We start from the raw sequence: 16,445 nt of genomic DNA on the forward strand, positions 1-16,445 counted from the left end.
CACTTTAGGGCGTGAAGAATGCAGAATCAACAGGCAATCCGGGCGTGATCGACGCGGATCGACGACCTGCCATTTGAATAACCGACCCATGTGACCGGCTGATGTTCCCCGGAGTGTTTCAAGCGTAAAAAATAGTGGAATGGAGCGCGTTCGCTCCTTCGCGGGTACGCCCGCTCCCACAGGCATCTCGCGGTTCCTGTGGGAGCGGGCGTGCCCGCGAAAGGGCCTCAGGTGTTCATATTTATGGCCACATTTCGCTGGCACCGCCGTGCATGAAAAAGACGATAAATTTTTTGTTACCGACTGGCGGAATTGCCGTGTTTGATGCGAAACATTACTATTCGCACCCTTGTCTGCCTCCCTGATGACCCCGACCGTGTCCGGACCCAAAGGCTTCCTCGACCACTACCATGAGCTGATCGGCACCTGGACGCGCAAGTTGCGCAGTCGACAGCAGGCCGAGGACCTCACCCACGATGCCTTTGTCCGGGTACTGGAAAACCCGCGCGAGCAGGTCGAGCAGCCACGCGCCTACCTGCACCAGACCGCCCGCAATATTGCCGTGGATGGTTTCCGGCGCGAGGACCGCCGCCAGGCCCTGGAGCTGGAAGCCTTCGACGAAGGCGTGGCCGGCAGTGGCGACCCCGAGGCCTACGTGCATGCGCTGGAGCTGGCCGACAGTGTCGAGCGGGCGCTGGCCGAACTGCCGCTCAATTGCCGGCAGGTGTTCATCTGGCAGAAGCTCGAAGGCCTGACCCAGGCCGAGATCGCCGAGCGCATGGGGTTGAGCAAGAACATGGTCGAAAAGTATATGATCCGCACGCTCCGGCATCTGCGTGAGCACCTGGATGTGTCGGCATGATGAGTCAGGAGACCTTTTCGATGAAACAGCACGGTACCGATACCGTCCGCGAGCAGGCGGCCGCGTGGTTCGCCCGGGTGCAGGATGCGCCTCGCGATGCCGGGCTGCAGGCGCAGCTGCACGTCTGGCTGGAAGGCGATGCACGGCACCGTGATGAGTACCAGCAGCTCGCCCGTCTGTGGCAGGCCACCGACTTCATCCCGCGCCAGCGCCTGGAAGCGCTGTGCCAGCCGGCACCGGTACGCCAGTTGCCACGTCGGCGCTTCGTGCGCCAGGCCTTGGCCGCCAGCGTGGCCGCACTGGCGTTGGGCCTGGGCTGGGGCGGCTGGCACTACCAGCAACTGAATCACCAGGGCAGCTTGCAGACCGCCTTCAACGAACGCCGCCAGGTCGAACTGCCGGATGGTTCGCACCTTGAACTCAACGGCAGCACGCAAGTGCAGGTCGCTTTCAGCGCCGGCCAGCGGCATGTCCGGCTGATGGCGGGCGAGGTGATGTTCACCGTCGCCCACGACAGTGGCAGGCCGTTCGTGGTCGACACCGCCCAGGGCAGCGTGACTGTCACCGGTACCCGTTTCGACGTCCGCCTGGACCCGGCCAGCACCCGCGTGGCGGTGGAGCAGGGCTCGGTACGTGTGCAGGGCAAGGGCGCCTCGCTGGCGCAGCTCACGGCGGGCCAGGGCTCGCATATAGATGCACAAGGCCAGGTGGCGGCGCCCTATGCGGTGAATACCGGCGCTCTGACTGCGTGGCGCCAAGGCAGGCTGGTGTTCGACAACGCCACCCTGGCCGAGGTGGTGGCCGAAGCCTCGCGCTACCGCAGCCAGCCGCTGCGGGTCGCCCCCGGCAAAGTCTCGCAGCTGCGGCTGTCCAGCACCTTCAGCACCGACGACACCGACGCGCTGCTGCGTGCCTTGCCGAGCATCCTGCCGGTGGCCATCAAGGCCCATGAAGATGGCTCGCGCGAAATAATCGCGAAATAGATTCAGGTTTTTTTCCGCTCGTTCGTCTTCCCCGCCAGCTGCAACTGCCAAGCATTTCCATTTGCATGCGGTTGGCGTTTATTCCGTATTCCAGGAAGTTTCGACGACGTGAACAACAACAAGCCCTTCCCACGCTTCCGCGCCTTGGCGCTGGCCCTGGCGGTCAGCGCCGTGGCCGTCAACAGTCAGGCCGCAGAGGCCGGCAGCACCATCCAGATCCAGGCCCAACCCTTGGCTTCGGCGCTGAACCAGCTGGGCCAGCAGACCAACCTGCAGCTGTTCTTCAGCCCCGAGCTGGTGGCCGGCAAGCAGGCCCCGGCGGTGTCCGGCCAGCTGGCGCCCGAGCAGGCGCTGCAGCAGCTGCTGCAAGGCAGCGGCCTGACCTACGAGATGTCCCAGGGCACCGTGGTGGTCAAGCCGGCCCAGGCCGATGGCACCCTCACCACCGGCAGCCTGGAGCTGGCGCCCACCGACATCAAGGTGGTGGGTGACTGGCTGGGCGATGCCCAGCAGAGCGTGGTGCAGAACCACCCCGGCGCGCGCACCGTGGTACGCCGCGAAGCGATGGTGGAGAAGGGCGCAATGAACGTGCGCGACGTGCTGCGCGGCATCCCGGGCGTGCAGGTGCAGGACTCCAACGGCACCGGCGGCAGCGACCTGTCGCTGAACGTGGGTGTTCGCGGCCTGACTTCGCGCCTGTCGCCACGCTCCACGGTGCTGATCGACGGCATCCCGGCCGCCTTCGCGCCCTATGGCCAGCCGCAGCTGTCGATGGCGCCGATTTCCTCGGGCAACCTCGACAGCATCGACGTGGTGCGTGGCGCCGGCTCCGTGCGTTATGGCCCACAGAACGTCGGCGGGGTGATCAACTTCGTTACCCGGGCTATCCCGGAGAAGGCCTCGGCCGAGCTGTCCACCACCCTGGAAACCTCCCAGCATGGTGGCTGGAAACACACCGAGTCGGCCTTCGTCGGCGGCACGGCGGACAACGGCATGGGCGTGGCGCTGCTGTACACCGGGGTGAATGGCAACGGCTACCGTGAAAGCAACAACGGCAACGACATCGACGACGTCATCCTCAAGACCCACTGGGCGCCGACCGACGTTGACGAGTTCTGGCTCAACTTCCACTACTACGACGGCCGAGCCGACATGCCTGGCGGCCTGACCCAGGCGCAATACGACAGCAACCCGTACCAGTCGCTGCGCGACTACGACTACTTCGCCGGCCGGCGCAAGGACGTGTCGTTCAAGTGGCAGCGCCAGCTCGACGACGCCACCCAGTTCGAAGTGCTGACCTACTACACCGACAGCTTCCGCGGCAGCGCCATTGCCTCGCGCGACATGAAGACCCTGTCGTCGTACCCGCGCAACTACCATACCTTTGCCATCGAGCCGCGGCTGTCGCGGATCTTCTTCGCCGGCCCGACCACCCAGGAAGTCAGCGTGGGCTACCGCTACCTGAAGGAAGCGATGCGTGAGCAGTCGACCCGCCTGGCGCTGATCGACAACGTGCCGACGCCGACCCCGACCTCCGACGGCCATGTGTTCCAGGACCGCAGCGGTGGTACCGAGGCCAGCGCCTACTACATCGACGACAAGATCGACGTGGGTAACTGGACCATCACCCCAGGTATCCGCTTCGAGCATATCAACACCGACTGGCGCGACCGCCCGGTGCTCGGTGCCAACGGCCAGCCGGTGCCGGAGAAGAAGCGCAGCATCACCAGCAACGAGCCACTGCCGGCGCTGAGCGTGATGTACCACATCTCCGATGCGTGGAAGGTGTTCGCCAACTACGAGACCTCGTTCGGCAGCCTGCAGTACTTCCAGCTGGGCCAGGGTGGTACTGGCGACAGCACGGCCAATGGCCTGGAGCCGGAAAAGGCCAAGACCTACGAGATCGGTACCCGCTATGACAATGGCGGCTTTGCCGGTGAGCTGACGGCGTTCTACATCGACTTCGATGACGAACTGCAGTACATCAGCAACGACGTGGGCTGGACCAACCTCGGCGCGACCAAGCACCAGGGTATCGAGGCCTCGGTGCGCTATGACCTGGACGGGCTGGACCCGCGCCTGGAAGGGTTGTCGGTGAGCGGTGGCTATACCTATACCCGCGCTACTTATGAAGGGGACATTCCTGGCTTCGAGGGCCGTGACCTGCCGTTCTATTCACGCCAGGTGGCTACTGCCGGGGTGCGTTACGCGGTCAACCACTGGACCTGGAACCTGGATGCCTACGCCCAATCCAAGCAGCGCGCGCCGGGTACCGGGATCAATGCCGATGGCAGCTTCAACGGCGACTACATCACCGAGCCCAGTGCGGATGGGCAGTACGGTGATATTCCGGGTTACGTGACCTGGCATGCCCGTGGCGGGTATGAGTTCGGGCCCCAGATGTCCAACCTGAAGCTGGCGGCGGGGGTGAAGAACCTGTTCGACAAGCAGTACTTCACCCGCTCCAGCGACAACAATGCCGGCATCTATGTGGGTGAGCCGCGGACCTTCTATGTGCAGGCCAGTGTAGGGTTCTGACATCGCGTCGCCTGCTTCGCGGGTGAACCAGCTCCCACAGGTACCGCGCAGGTCTTTAGCCTTGCATCGACCCTGTGGGAGCGGGTTTACCCGCGAAGAGGCCGGCACAGGCAATCCATTACCTGGGTTTTGAGCCTAGATTGCCGGGGCCGCTTTGCGGCCCATCGCGACACAAGGCCGCTCCTACACAGGAACGCGATCTGCTGTAGGAGCGGCCTTGCGTCGCGAAAGGGGCGCAGCGCGCCCCCGGCGTTTACGAAATCACCGCCTCGGCCGGCGAGACAATGCTGGTCTTGGCCCCCCGCGAGCGCCCCGAACTCAGGTACGCCGCAATCGACTCCTGCGTCACCTCGCCCAGGAACACCTGCTCGGCATCCAGCACCGGCAGCCACGCCCGGTTGAACTCGTACATCCGCGACAACAGGATGCGCAAATGCTCATCATGCGACGCCGTGGCATTGAACGGCCGCAGGAAGTCGCCACAAGTCCCTTGCTGGCGATGCATGTCACGCCGGCGCACGTAGCCCAGTGCCTTGTTCTGCGCATCGGTCACCACCACGTAGCGGCGGTCGTGCTCGTCCAGCAGCTCCAGCGCATCGCTCACCGGCGTCTGCGGGCTTACCGATGGCGCGTTGTCTGCCGCATCCTCCGCACGCACCAGCAGCAGGCGCTTGAGGGTGCTGTCCTGGCCGACGAAGTTGCTGACGAACTCGTCCGCCGGGTGCGCCAGCAAGGTGTCCGGGTGGTCCAGCTGCAACAGCTTGCCGGCGCGGAAGATGGCGATCTTGTCGCCCAGCTTGATCGCTTCGTCGATGTCATGGCTGACCATGATCACGGTCTTGTTCAATGCCCGCTGCATCTCGAAGAACTCGTTCTGGATCATCTCGCGGTTGATCGGGTCGACCGCGCCGAACGGCTCGTCCATCAGCAGCACCGGCGCTTCCGCCGCCAAGGCGCGGATCACGCCGATACGCTGCTGCTGTCCGCCGGACAGCTCGCGCGGGTAGCGCTGCAGATACTGCTTGGGCTCCAGCTTGATCATGTGCATCAGCTCGCGGGCGCGTTCATGGCACTTCTGTTTGTCCCAGCCGAGCAGGCGCGGCACCACGGTGATGTTCTCCTCGATGGTCATGTTGGGGAACAGGCCGATCTGCTGGATGACATAGCCGATGTGCCGGCGCAGGGTGACCTCGTCCAGCCCGGTGGTGTCTTCGCCATTGATGAACACCTGGCCGGAAGTGGGCGTGATCAGGCGGTTGATCATTTTCAGGGTAGTGCTCTTGCCGCAGCCCGAGGGGCCGAGGAATACGCAGATTTCCCCTTCGTTGACGGTGAGGCTTACCGAGTCGACGGCTTTGACGTCCTTGCCGTTGACGTTGAAGGTTTTGCTGAGGTTCTTCAGTTCGATCATGAGCGCAGTCCTTCTGGAGTCAGGGCACGTTGCAGGGTTTGCAGGAGCAGGTCGGCGATGATCGCCAGCAGGCTGACCAGCACGGCGCCGACCAGCAGCATCGACATGTCGCTGCGGCTGATGGAGGTGAGGATGAGTACGCCAAGGCCGCCGGCGCCGATGGTGGCGGCGATGGTCATCACGCCGATGTTCATCACCACGGCGGTGCGCACGCCGGCGAGGATCACCGGCACGGCGATGGGCAGTTCGACCATGCGCAGGCGCTGGCCGAAGGTCATGCCGATGCCGCGCGCGGCTTCACGGATGCCGGGCTCGACGTTGGTCAGGGCCAGGTAGGTGTTGCGCATGATCGGCAGCAGTGAGTAGAGAAACACCGCAGTGATCGCCGGCAGCGGCCCGAGGCCCTGGCCGAACTTGGAGTAGAACGGCAGCAGCAGGCCGAACAGGGCGATCGAGGGGATGGTCAGCAACACCGTGGCGCTGGCCTGCAATGGGCCGGCGACGGCCGGGAACCGGGTCATCAGGATGCCCAGCGGTACGCCGACGACGATCGCCAGGCCCACGGCGACGCCGACCAGCATGATGTGCTGCCAGGTCAGTTGCAGCACCTGGGCCCAGTCCAGGTGGTTGAAGGTATCGATCAGGTTCATGGCTGGCCCTCGCTGTTCAGTGGGTGCTCACGCAGGAAGGTGGCGGCCACGGCAGTCGGGTTCTGGTGCTCGACATCGACCTTGGCGTTGAGCTGGCGCATGGTTGCGTCATCCAGCTGTTCGGCCAGTGGCTTGAGCAGGCCGGCCAGCTGCGGGTTGGCGTCGAGCACGGCTTTGCGCACCACCGGCGCGGCGGTGTAGTCGGGGAAGTAGTGCTTGTCGTCCTCCAGCAGCTTGAGGTCGAAGGCGTTCAGGCGGCCGTCGGTGGTGTACACCAGCCCGGCGAACACCTGGTTGTTGCGCATCGCGGTGTACACCAGGCCGCCGTCCATCTGGCGGATATTGCGGCGGTCCAGCGGCAGGCCGTACATCTCGCGCAGGCCGACCAGGCCATCGGGGCGGTTGGCGAACTCGGTGTCCAGCGCCACCAGGTGGTTGCGGTGGCTTTCGTCACGCAGTACCTGGTTGAGGTCGCTGATGGTGTTGACCTGCGGATAGGCCTCGGCCACCTGCTTGGGCAGGCCCAGGGCGTAGGTGTTGCTGAACTTCGACGGGGTCAGCCAGATCAGGTCCTTCTTGGCATCCAGCACCTTGACCCTGGCGAAGGTTGCCTCGGCACTGGGCATGCGCTCGTCGATATGGTTGTACGACACCAGCGACACGCCGGTGTATTCCCACATCAGGTCGAGCTGGCCGGTTTCCTGGGCCTGGCGCGCGATATTGCTGCCAAGGCCGGTGGTGACGCGCACATCATAGCCGTTGGCGCGCAGGTATTGCGCGGTGATTTCGGCGAGTACGGTCTGTTCGGTGAACACCCGCGCGCCGATGCGGATCAGCGGTTTGTCCGCCGCCTGGGCAAATCCTGCGAACAGCAGGGCCGCGCCCAGCAGCAAGGCGATTCTCTTGTTCATACGTTCCCTATCTTTATTGGGCCAGGCCACGTTCCAGCCAGCGCTTGCTGGAAAAACTCACCGCCGCGTCCAGCGCCAGCGCCAGCAGTGCAGTGCAGGCAGCCCCCAGCAGCAGCTGTGGCTGGTTGTTCAGGGCGATGCCGGGGAAGATCAGGCTGCCCAGGCTGTTGGCGCCAATCAGGAACGCCAGCGGTGCGGTGCCGACGTTCAGCGCCAGGGCCACGCGCACACCGCCAACGATGATCGGCACGGCGTTGGGCAGCTCCACCTGCCACAGTTGCTGGCGCGGGGTCATGCCGATGCCGGTGGCGGCTTCCTTGAGCGAGGCGGGGACGTTTTTCAGGCCCTCGTAGGTGTTGCGCACGATGGGCAGGAGGGAGGCGAGGAACAGCGCGAAGATCGCGGGCCCGGCGCCGATGCCCAGGATACTCAGGGCGATGGCCAGAACGGCCAGGGGAGGGATGGTGTTACCAACGTTGAACAACTGCATGAAGCGCTCGGCTTTGTCGACCCGGTGCGGTCGACTTAACGCAATGCCGGCGGGGATGCCCACGGCCAGCGCCGCCGCCATCGAAGCCAGCACCAGTACCAGGTGCGCTTGCAGGTAGAACCCAAGATCGTCGCGATACCGCGCGATCGTGTCGATGCCGATCCAGTGGACCAGCAGGGCCAGGATGACGAGCACGGCGGCCCATCCCAACAGCCCTTTTCCGTAGCGTTCAGCCACAGGCGGACTCCTTGTGTAGTCGGCGAGCACACTTCTTGGTTGCCGGCCAGTCCTGGCGGCGGGTGGTGTGTTCGCGAGTAGCAGCGTGATGCAGGCCGAAGGCTGCGATCAGGCCATGAGCCGAACCCCGTCGGGCCCGAAAATGCTGATGAAACCAGCTCCCCAACCGAAGCGGGTTGCAGGGGAGTGGACGTCTCCGTGGGCGTAAAGGTTCCCATCTGGGGCGGCATTTGGCCAGCGTTAATCACTGGTTGGTTGGAAAATTGACGAGAAAAAGCAGCGGGTTAATGTGCTGTAGGCGTTGAAATAACTGCTCTTGGGCCATTTGTCGTGATAAAGCGATTGCCTGGCGAATTTGTGGCCTCTGGGCGGGCCCTTTCGCGGGTAAACCCGCTCCCACAGGTCCTGCACAGGTTTCAAAGACGGTGTGATACCTGTGGGAGCGGGTTTACCCGCGAAGAGGCCGGAACAGGCACCGCCGGTTCAGCAAATTTTGGTCCCGGCCCAACTTCAGGTATGATATCGCCCCTTTTAAATCCCCCAGTCAGGCGATTTCCCATGACCAACCAGGCCGCCGAAGTCGCGAAGCGCCGCACTTTCGCAATCATTTCCCACCCCGACGCCGGTAAGACCACCATCACCGAGAAGCTGCTGCTGATGGGCAAGGCCATTGCCGTCGCCGGTACCGTGAAGTCGCGCAAGTCCGACCGCCACGCCACCTCCGACTGGATGGAAATGGAGAAGCAGCGCGGCATCTCCATCACCACCTCGGTGATGCAGTTCCCGTACCGCGAGCACATGATCAACCTGCTCGACACCCCCGGCCACGAAGACTTCTCGGAAGACACCTACCGCACCCTGACCGCGGTGGACTCGGCGCTGATGGTGCTCGACGGCGGTAAAGGTGTAGAGCCACGTACCATCGCCCTGATGGACGTGTGCCGCCTGCGCGACACGCCGATCGTCAGCTTCATCAACAAACTCGACCGCGACATCCGCGACCCGATCGAGCTGCTGGACGAGATCGAAGCCGTGCTGAAGATCAAGGCCGCGCCGATCACCTGGCCGATCGGTTGCTACCGCGACTTCAAGGGCGTGTACCACCTGACCGGTGACTACATCGTGGTCTACACCCCGGGCCACGGCCACGAGCGCACCGAAGCCAAGATCATCCAGAAGCTGGACTCGGACGAAGCCCGTGCCCACCTGGGCGACCAGTACGATTCGTTCGTCGAACAGCTGGAGCTGGTGCAGGGCGCCTGCCACGAGTTCAACCAGGAAGAGTTCATCAACGGCCAGCTGACTCCGGTGTTCTTCGGTACCGCGCTGGGCAACTTCGGTGTCGACCATGTGCTTGACGCCGTCGTCGACTGGGCGCCGCGCCCGCTGGGCCGTGTTGCCCACGAGCGCACCGTGGAGCCTGTGGAAGAGAAGTTCACCGGTTTCGTGTTCAAGATCCAGGCGAACATGGACCCGAAACACCGCGACCGCATCGCCTTCATGCGTATCTGCTCGGGCAAGTACGAGAAGGGCATGAAGATGCGCCACGTGCGGATCAACAAGGACCTGCGTATCGGCGATGCGCTGACCTTCTTCTCCTCCGAGCGCGAGCAGCTGGAAGAGGCCTATGCCGGCGACATCATCGGCCTGCACAACCACGGCACCATCCAGATCGGCGACACCTTCACCGAAGGCGAGGCGCTGGGCTTCACCGGTATCCCGCACTTCGCCCCGGAGCTGTTCCGCCGCGTGCGCCTGAAGGACCCACTGAAATCCAAGCAGCTGCGCCAGGGCCTGCAACAGCTGGCCGAAGAAGGTGCTACCCAGGTGTTCTTCCCAGAGCGCAGCAACGACATCATCCTCGGTGCAGTCGGTGTGCTGCAGTTCGACGTGGTCGCCAGCCGCCTGAAGGAAGAGTACAAGGTCGAGTGCGCCTACGAGCCGATCACCGTATGGTCGGCCCGCTGGATCGGCTGTGACGACAAGAAGAAGCTCGAGGAATTCCAGAACAAGGCCATGGAGAACCTGGCCATCGACGGTGGCGGGCACCTGACCTACCTGGCGCCGACCCGGGTCAACCTGTCGCTGATGGAAGAGCGCTGGCCGGACATCAAGTTCCGCGCTACCCGCGAGCACCACTGATTCGGAAAGCTTGCATCTGCCCCCTGTGGGAGCGGGTTTACCCGCGAATGCGTCGGTGAATTCAACATCGCATTCGCGGGTAAACCCGCTCCCACAGTGACCGCGTTACGGCCGCACTCAGTTTCCTGCCTTGATACTGGTCCAGATCCGCGTGCGAATACGGTCGATCTTGGCCGGCATCGCCTCCAGCGCATACAGCTTGCCCATCACTTCCTCGCTCGGGTAAACCATCGTATTACCCTTCATCGCCGGATCCACCAGCCCGTCCGCCTCAAGGTTGCCGTTGGCGTATTGCACATGGTTGCTGATGTTGGCCATCACCTCCGGCTGCAGCAGGTAGTTCATGTAGGCATACCCGGCCTTCTCATCCGGTGCATCGGCCGGCATGGCAACCATGTCGAACCACATCGGTGCGCCTTCCCTGGGTATCGAATACCCCACGTTCACCCCGTTCTTCGCCTCCTCGGCACGATTCTTCGCCTGCAACACATCCCCCGAGAAACCCACCACCACGCAGATATCGCCGTTAGCCAGATCGCCGGTGTACTTCGATGAGTGGAAGTAGCTGATGTATGGCCGCACCTGCATCAGCAGCGCCTTGGCCTTGTCGTAGTCCGCCGGGTTCTGGCTGTGGTGCGGCAGGCCCAGGTAGTGCAGGGCGATCGGTAACAGCTCGGGGCCGTTGTCCAGCACGGCGACGCCGCAGCTTTTCAGCTTGCTCATGTACTCAGGCTTGAAGATCAGGTCCCACGAGTTTATTGGCGCGCTGTCGCCGAGCACCGCCTTGACCTTGTCGACGTTGTAGCCGATGCCGGTGCTGCCCCACAGGTACGGGAAGCCGTATTGGTTACCCGGGTCATTGACCTCCAGTGCCTTGAGCAACACCGGGTTGAGGTTGTGCCAGTTGGGCAGCTGCGACTTGTCCAGCTGCTTCAGGGCTTTGCCCTGGATTTGACGGGCCATGAAGTGGTTGGACGGGAACACCACGTCGTAGCCGGAGTTGCCGGTCATCAGCTTGCCGTCGAGGGTTTCGTTGCTGTCGTAAACGTCGTAGGTGGGCACGATACCGCTGGCTTGCTGGAAGTTCTTCAGTGTGTCGGGGGCAACGTAGCTGGACCAGTTGTAGATCTTCACCGTTTCGGCGGCACCGGCCACGCTGGCGGCCAGCATCAGGGGGGCGAGAAGGAGCGTGCGCATGTCGGGGTTACCTTGCTTTGTGTGTTGTTATCGAAGGCAGGCGATCAGCGGATCAGAAAATAAGGACGTAGGTCTTGCGCACGGTCTCCTGGATGTCCCAGGTGCCTGTGCTGTTGGCCGGTAGCATCAGTGCGTCTCCGGCTTCTATGGACAGCGGCTCGCCACCGTCAGGGGTGAAAGTGCAGCGGCCCTTGGTGAAATGGCAGAACTCCTGCTGCACGATCTGCCGACGCCAGCGCCCGGGGGTGCACTCCCAGATGCCGGTTTCGACGCCGTCGCTGCGCTCCACACAGGTGACCGACGTTACCGCCACGGGCTCGCCGAGTGGTACCGCAACGGGGTTGGAGCTATCGAGCACGGCGCTGTTGGTGTTCTTGAAATGGGTGATGCTCATGACCGGTAAATCCTGTGTTGGGGAAAGGGAGGTCAGTGCATGAAGCCTTCCATGAAGTCTGCAAGATTGCTGGCCAGGCGCCGCCTCCAAGGCGCGCTGGCGGGGTTGGCGAGGGTCCGGTCCTCGTGGACGAAGCTCTGGATGATTGCGTTGTAGCCCAGCCAGCGGCAGGGCTCGGGTGGCCAACTGGCCAGGCTTGAAAGCGGGCGGTTGTCGAGCACCCAGGGTTGCGCGGTCAGTTCGTTGTGCTGGTTCAGGATCAGCGCCGCCAGGGTGCGCCCGCCCAGGTTGGTGGCGCCGACGCCTTCGCCGCCGTAGCCGCCCGCCAGGGCGATGCCGCGTTGGCGGTCGCAGAGCATGTGCGGGCGGAAGCGCCGCGCCATGCCCAGGTTGCCGCCCCAGGAATGGGTGATACGCACGTGCTTCAGCTGCGGGAACAACTCGCTGAACAGGTAGCGGCGCAGCTCGATTTCCTGTTCGTCGAGGTTGAAGTTTTCGCGCAGGCGGCCACCGAAGCGGTAGCCGCCACGGGCGCCGAATACCAGGCGGTTGTCGGCGGTGCGCTGGCCGTAGGTGACCTGGCGGCTGCTTTCGCTGAACGCCTGGCCCTGGTTCAGACCGATCTGTTCCCAGGTGGCCTCCGGCAGTGGTTCGGTGGCCACCAACAGGCTCTGTACCGGCAGCTGATGTTTGCCCAGTGGCGGCAGGCTGGCGGCGTAGCCCTCCACGGCGGGTACCATCCATTGGCAACGGATGCGCGCCAACGGGGTACGCACCTCACCCGGCTGCCAGTCGATGGCTGGGGTGTTTTCGTAGATGGGTACGCCCAGCGCCTCTACCGCCCGGGCCAGGCCACGCGCCAGCTTGGCGGGTTGGATGGTTGCGGTGTGCGGGCTGTAGATGGCGCCATAGGCATTGCTGACCCGCAACTGAGCGTCAAGCTGTTCGGGGCGTAGCCAGCGGTAGTCGTCCTCGGTCATGCCTTGGCGATAAAGGTCGTCGAGGTAGGCGCGCAGGCTGCGCTCCTGTTCCGGGTAGCGCGCGGCGCAGTACAGCACGCCGCCTTTGCGGTAGTCGCAGTCGATGCTCTCGCGATGCAGCACGCGGTGTACTTCATCGGGGATGTCATGCAGCAGGTCGATGCTGGCGCGGCGCTGTTGCGGCGACAGCGTGGCCAGCAGGCGGTCTTCGCCGAGCAGGTTGCCCATCAGCCAGCCGCCGTTGCGCCCCGAGGCGCCGAAGCCGGCGATGTTGGCGTCGATTACCGCGATGTTCAGCTGTGGCGCCTGGCGCTTGAGGTAGTAGGCGGTCCACAGGCCGGTGTAGCCAGCGCCGATGATGCATACATCCGCGTCCAGGTCCTCGCGCAGGGCCGGGCGGGCGCACAACGGCTCGTCGAGCTGGTCCATCCACAGGCTGAGCGTGCGCAGGGGTTGCATCGGGTTCGGCTCCACATCCGTCAAGGTCTGTGGGCGATCCTAGTGGTGTCGGCGGGCGGCTGTCCTACGTGCGTGCACGCAGGGAAATTTGCTTAAGGTACGCCTTGGGCGTAAGCCCGGTGTGTTCGCGGAAACACTTGTAGAACGCCGACAACGAGTTGAAACCGGCATTGAACGCCAGCTCGTCGATCGTGGCTTCGATGCTGTCGTCGTCGAGGCTGGCCATCAAGTGCTGCAGGCGGGCCTGGTTGACGTAGCGGTAGAAGCTTTGCCCGAGCACCTGGTTGAGCAGGTAGGAGATCTGGTTGCGGCTGTAGCCGCTGGCGTCGGCCACCTGCTGCAGGTCCAGCTCCGGGTCCAGGTAGGGGCGCTGGCGCTGGAAGTAGTGTTCCAGGTCCTGGGCCATGGTCGACAGCTGTCGGGGTGACAGGCCCAGGCGGCTGGTGGCCGGGCGCGGGCCGCTGCTGGCATGGCCACTGCTGCTCCGGCGGACCAGCGTGGCGTACTCGTTGACCTGCCAGATCAGGCCGTCCTTCACGGTAATCGCCTCGCTGGACTGGAACGCCACCAGGCCGTCGCCGCCCTGGACCGTGACCTGGTACTGGATGAACGCGGTACAGCCGTCGACGCGGATGCGGTCGCTGTGCACGATATCTTCGCCGGCTTCATGGGGCAGGCAGGCGCGCACGTAGTCACGCAGTTCCTGGTAGCTGAGCACGCGGTTCTGGAAGAAGTCGTGGTACTGGATGTCGGGGTGGTAGAGCGCCATGACGCCGTCCAGGTCACGGTGCTTCCAGCACAGGTGGTAGCGCAGCACGGTGTCGGCGGTGAGCGGGGTCTGCTCGGGGCCGTCGGGGAGGGTGGTGGCGGTCATGAGCCTGATAGTGCATTGCAGAACACCCAGCTGCAAGGGTGCGGATCCGGCATATTGCACGGTTTTGCCAAGCGGCTTGGGCAGTAAGCCGTTGATTCGGTTGAGAGTGTTTTTTTGATAGGGATGGCATGGCGAGTGCACCGGTCTGTTCAACATCGAACAAGGAGAAAGGCCATGCGCTCGATACTGCTTTGGATGATTGGGGTGCCGATTCCGGTGATTATCCTGATCTGGTTCTTCATGCATTGAGATTTTTGGGGCCGCTTTGCGGCCCATCGCGACACAAGGCCGCTCCTACAGGAGATCGCGGTCCCTTGTAGGAGCGGCCTTGTGTCGCGATGGGCTGCAACGCAGCCCCGGCAATCTAAAAGGCTAAAGAAACTGCTCGGCATAGTGACAAGCCACCTGCCGGGTACTCACCTGCCTGAGTGCCGGCACCTCCTTGGCACACCGCTCGGTCGCATACGGGCAACGCTTGTGAAACGCACACCCATCCGGTGGGTTCAGCGGGTTGGGCAACTCCCCGGCAATGCGGATCTTCGGCTTCAAAGGGTCCGGGTGAATCGCCGGCGTCGCCGACAGCAGCGCCTGGGTATACGGGTGCAACGGCCTTTCGTAGATATCTTCTTTCGGCCCCATCTCCGCCGGCCGGCCGAGGTACATCACCAGCACCTGATCGGCCACATGCCGCACCACCGCCAGGTTGTGCGAGATGAACACGTAGGCGGTATTGAACTCCTTCTGCAAATCCATGAACAGGTTCAGTACCTGGGCCTGGATCGACACGTCCAGCGCCGAGGTCGGTTCGTCCGCCACCAGCACCTTGGGCTGAAGCATCATTGCCCGGGCCAGGGCGATACGCTGGCGCTGGCCGCCGGAGAACATGTGCGGGTAGCGCTGGTAATGCTCGGGGCGCAGGCCGACCTGTTCCATCATCTTCTGCACCTTTTCTCGCCGCTCGGCCTTGCTCAGCGAGGTGTTGATCAGCAGCGGCTCGGCCAGCTGGTCACCAATCTTCTGCCGTGGGTTGAGCGAGGCGTAGGGGCTCTGGAACACCATCTGTACGTCGCGGCGCAGTTGCTTGCGCTCGCTCTTGCTGGCGCCTTTCACTTCGGTGCCAGCAATTTGCAGCGAGCCGGACGACGGCTCTTCGATCAGGGTCAGTGCGCGGGCCAGGGTCGACTTGCCGCAGCCGGACTCGCCGACCACGGCCAGGGTCTTGCCGGCCTCCAGTTCGAACGACACGCCATTCAGCGCGCGGACCAGGGCGTGGCCCTTGAACAGCCCGCGGGAGACTTCGTAATGCCGGGTCAGCTCCCGGGCGGATAGAACGACGGCCATCACGCCACCTCCTGGTTCAGCGGGTAGAAGCAACGCACCAGGCCATGGGCCTGGGGATCGAGGGGCGGGCGCTGGCGCCGGCAGTTGTCCTGCACGTACGGGCAGCGCGGTGACAGCAGGCAACCCACGGGGCGGTCGTAGCGGCCGGGGACGATGCCGGGCAGGGTGGCCAGGCGTTCGGCACCGATGCTGTGCTCGGGGATCGCCGCCAGCAACGCTTCGCTGTAGGGGTGGGCGGGCACGTCGAACAGCTCCGGCACCTGGCCCACTTCCACGGCCTGGCCGGCGTACATCACGCACACCCGCCTGGCCGTTTCGGCGACCACGGCGAGGTCGTGGGTGATCAGGATGAGCGCCATGTTGCGCTCCTTCTGCAGGTTGACCAGCAGCTCCATGATCTGCGCCTGGATGGTCACGTCCAGCGCAGTGGTGGGTTCGTCGGCAATCAGCAGCTTGGGCTCGCCGGCAATCGCCATGGCAATCGCCACGCGCTGGCTCATGCCGCCGGACAGCTGGTGCGGGTAGGCGTCCAGGCGGCTTTCCGCAGCCGGGATCTCGACCTTTTTCAGCAGCTCCAGGGCACGCTGGCGCGCGGCCTTGCCCTTCAGGCCCAGGTGCTGGCGCAGCACTTCCTCAATCTGGTAGCCCACGGTGTAGCTGGGGTTGAGCGCGGTCATCGGGTCCTGGAAGACCATGGCGATGTCCTTGCCCACCACCTTGCGTCGCTGGCGGCCGCTGAGCTTGAGCATGTCGGTGCCGTCGAAGGTGAGCGAGTCGGCGGTGATGCGCCCGGGGGCGTCGATCAGGCCCATCAGGGCCATCATGGTCACGGACTTGCCCGAGCCGGATTCGCCGACGATGGCCAGGATCTCGCCGGCCTCCACCGTCAGGTCCAGGTCATCGACCACCGGTACCGCATTGGCGTCGCCGAAGCGCACGTTCAGGTTGTTGATCTGCAACAGTGACATGGCGTTCT

General features: G+C 64.0%; 14 protein-coding genes. 4 read left to right on the top strand and 10 right to left on the bottom strand.

Going from position 1 to position 16,445, the window contains the following annotated elements; all coding sequences use genetic code 11:
- Positions 1-364 precede the first annotated feature (364 nt).
- The 3 genes from CAG46_RS14085 (at position 365) to CAG46_RS14095 (ending at position 4,383) form a co-directional block, all read left to right on the top strand.
- Entirely contained in the window at positions 365-862 is a 498-nt protein-coding gene (locus CAG46_RS14085) for a sigma-70 family RNA polymerase sigma factor (RefSeq protein ID WP_013971037.1), read from the top strand.
- A gap of 20 nt (positions 863-882) precedes the next feature.
- Entirely contained in the window at positions 883-1,845 is a 963-nt protein-coding gene (locus CAG46_RS14090; RefSeq protein ID WP_085616837.1) for a FecR family protein, read from the top strand.
- 108 nt (positions 1,846-1,953) lie between these two features.
- Entirely contained in the window at positions 1,954-4,383 is a 2,430-nt protein-coding gene (locus CAG46_RS14095; RefSeq protein ID WP_085616834.1) for a TonB-dependent siderophore receptor, read from the top strand.
- A gap of 253 nt (positions 4,384-4,636) precedes the next feature.
- Here the strand turns inward: CAG46_RS14095 and CAG46_RS14100 are convergent, their stop codons facing one another.
- Genes CAG46_RS14100 through CAG46_RS14115 form a run of 4 tightly spaced genes read right to left on the bottom strand, consistent with a single transcriptional unit; the run spans position 4,637 to position 8,082 of the window.
- Positions 4,637-5,794 (bottom strand): betaine/proline/choline family ABC transporter ATP-binding protein, encoded by a 1,158-nt coding sequence (locus tag CAG46_RS14100; protein ID WP_046615796.1) that lies wholly within the window; start codon positions 5,792-5,794, stop codon positions 4,637-4,639.
- Positions 5,791-6,444, bottom strand: coding sequence for an ABC transporter permease (locus CAG46_RS14105; RefSeq protein ID WP_085616832.1), 654 nt, complete (start codon positions 6,442-6,444; stop codon positions 5,791-5,793). The genes CAG46_RS14100 and CAG46_RS14105 overlap by 4 nt, the downstream gene beginning before the upstream one ends.
- A complete protein-coding gene (locus CAG46_RS14110; protein ID WP_085616830.1) occupies positions 6,441-7,355 on the bottom strand; it encodes a glycine betaine ABC transporter substrate-binding protein in 915 nt (304 codons plus the stop codon). Before CAG46_RS14110 ends, CAG46_RS14105 begins: the two co-directional genes overlap by 4 nt.
- Positions 7,356-7,368: 13 nt before the next feature.
- Positions 7,369-8,082 carry an ABC transporter permease gene (locus CAG46_RS14115; RefSeq protein WP_085616828.1) on the bottom strand — a complete coding sequence of 238 codons (714 nt, stop codon included), beginning with the start codon at positions 8,080-8,082 and terminating at the stop codon, positions 7,369-7,371.
- 558 nt (positions 8,083-8,640) lie between these two features.
- On the opposite strand from CAG46_RS14115, the gene CAG46_RS14120 reads away from it, so the two are divergent.
- Positions 8,641-10,224, top strand: a complete 1,584-nt coding sequence (locus tag CAG46_RS14120; protein WP_003257876.1) for a peptide chain release factor 3 — start codon at positions 8,641-8,643, stop codon at positions 10,222-10,224.
- Positions 10,225-10,341: 117 nt separating this feature from the next.
- Here the strand turns inward: CAG46_RS14120 and CAG46_RS14125 are convergent, their stop codons facing one another.
- The 6 genes from CAG46_RS14125 to CAG46_RS14150 form a co-directional block, all read right to left on the bottom strand.
- Positions 10,342-11,421, bottom strand: coding sequence for a polyamine ABC transporter substrate-binding protein (locus CAG46_RS14125; protein ID WP_085616826.1), 1,080 nt, complete (start codon positions 11,419-11,421; stop codon positions 10,342-10,344).
- 52 nt (positions 11,422-11,473) lie between these two features.
- A complete protein-coding gene (locus CAG46_RS14130; RefSeq protein WP_085616824.1) occupies positions 11,474-11,815 on the bottom strand; it encodes a cupin domain-containing protein in 342 nt (113 codons plus the stop codon).
- A 32-nt stretch (positions 11,816-11,847) separates the two neighbouring features.
- A complete protein-coding gene (locus CAG46_RS14135) occupies positions 11,848-13,254 on the bottom strand; it encodes an FAD-binding oxidoreductase (RefSeq protein WP_085616822.1) in 1,407 nt (468 codons plus the stop codon).
- A 64-nt stretch (positions 13,255-13,318) separates the two neighbouring features.
- Positions 13,319-14,128, bottom strand: a complete 810-nt coding sequence (locus CAG46_RS14140; RefSeq protein ID WP_085616820.1) for a nuclear transport factor 2 family protein — start codon at positions 14,126-14,128, stop codon at positions 13,319-13,321.
- Between the two features lie 372 nt (positions 14,129-14,500).
- Entirely contained in the window at positions 14,501-15,469 is a 969-nt protein-coding gene (locus CAG46_RS14145; RefSeq protein ID WP_024086321.1) for a peptide ABC transporter ATP-binding protein, read from the bottom strand.
- Complete coding sequence (locus CAG46_RS14150; RefSeq protein ID WP_085616818.1) at positions 15,469-16,437, bottom strand: ABC transporter ATP-binding protein; 969 nt, start codon at positions 16,435-16,437, stop codon at positions 15,469-15,471. The genes CAG46_RS14145 and CAG46_RS14150 overlap by 1 nt, the downstream gene beginning before the upstream one ends.
- Between the last annotated feature and the right edge of the window lie 8 nt (positions 16,438-16,445).

It is taken from the genome of Pseudomonas sp. B23(2017) (genome assembly GCF_002113725.1).
GTDB lineage: Bacteria > Pseudomonadota > Gammaproteobacteria > Pseudomonadales > Pseudomonadaceae > Aquipseudomonas > Aquipseudomonas putida_Z.

Coding starts and splice junctions, on each gene's coding strand:
- CAG46_RS14150 (WP_085616818.1), bottom strand. CDS start 16,437: ATGTCACTGTTGCAGATCAACAACCTGAACGTGCGCTTCGGCGACGCC.
- CAG46_RS14135 (WP_085616822.1), bottom strand. CDS start 13,254: ATGCAACCCCTGCGCACGCTCAGCCTGTGGATGGACCAGCTCGACGAG.
- CAG46_RS14145 (WP_024086321.1), bottom strand. CDS start 15,469: ATGGCCGTCGTTCTATCCGCCCGGGAGCTGACCCGGCATTACGAAGTC.
- CAG46_RS14100 (WP_046615796.1), bottom strand. CDS start 5,794: ATGATCGAACTGAAGAACCTCAGCAAAACCTTCAACGTCAACGGCAAG.
- CAG46_RS14140 (WP_085616820.1), bottom strand. CDS start 14,128: ATGACCGCCACCACCCTCCCCGACGGCCCCGAGCAGACCCCGCTCACC.
- CAG46_RS14120 (WP_003257876.1), top strand. CDS start 8,641: ATGACCAACCAGGCCGCCGAAGTCGCGAAGCGCCGCACTTTCGCAATC.
- CAG46_RS14105 (WP_085616832.1), bottom strand. CDS start 6,444: ATGAACCTGATCGATACCTTCAACCACCTGGACTGGGCCCAGGTGCTG.
- CAG46_RS14125 (WP_085616826.1), bottom strand. CDS start 11,421: ATGCGCACGCTCCTTCTCGCCCCCCTGATGCTGGCCGCCAGCGTGGCC.
- CAG46_RS14110 (WP_085616830.1), bottom strand. CDS start 7,355: ATGAACAAGAGAATCGCCTTGCTGCTGGGCGCGGCCCTGCTGTTCGCA.
- CAG46_RS14090 (WP_085616837.1), top strand. CDS start 883: ATGAAACAGCACGGTACCGATACCGTCCGCGAGCAGGCGGCCGCGTGG.
- CAG46_RS14130 (WP_085616824.1), bottom strand. CDS start 11,815: ATGAGCATCACCCATTTCAAGAACACCAACAGCGCCGTGCTCGATAGC.
- CAG46_RS14085 (WP_013971037.1), top strand. CDS start 365: ATGACCCCGACCGTGTCCGGACCCAAAGGCTTCCTCGACCACTACCAT.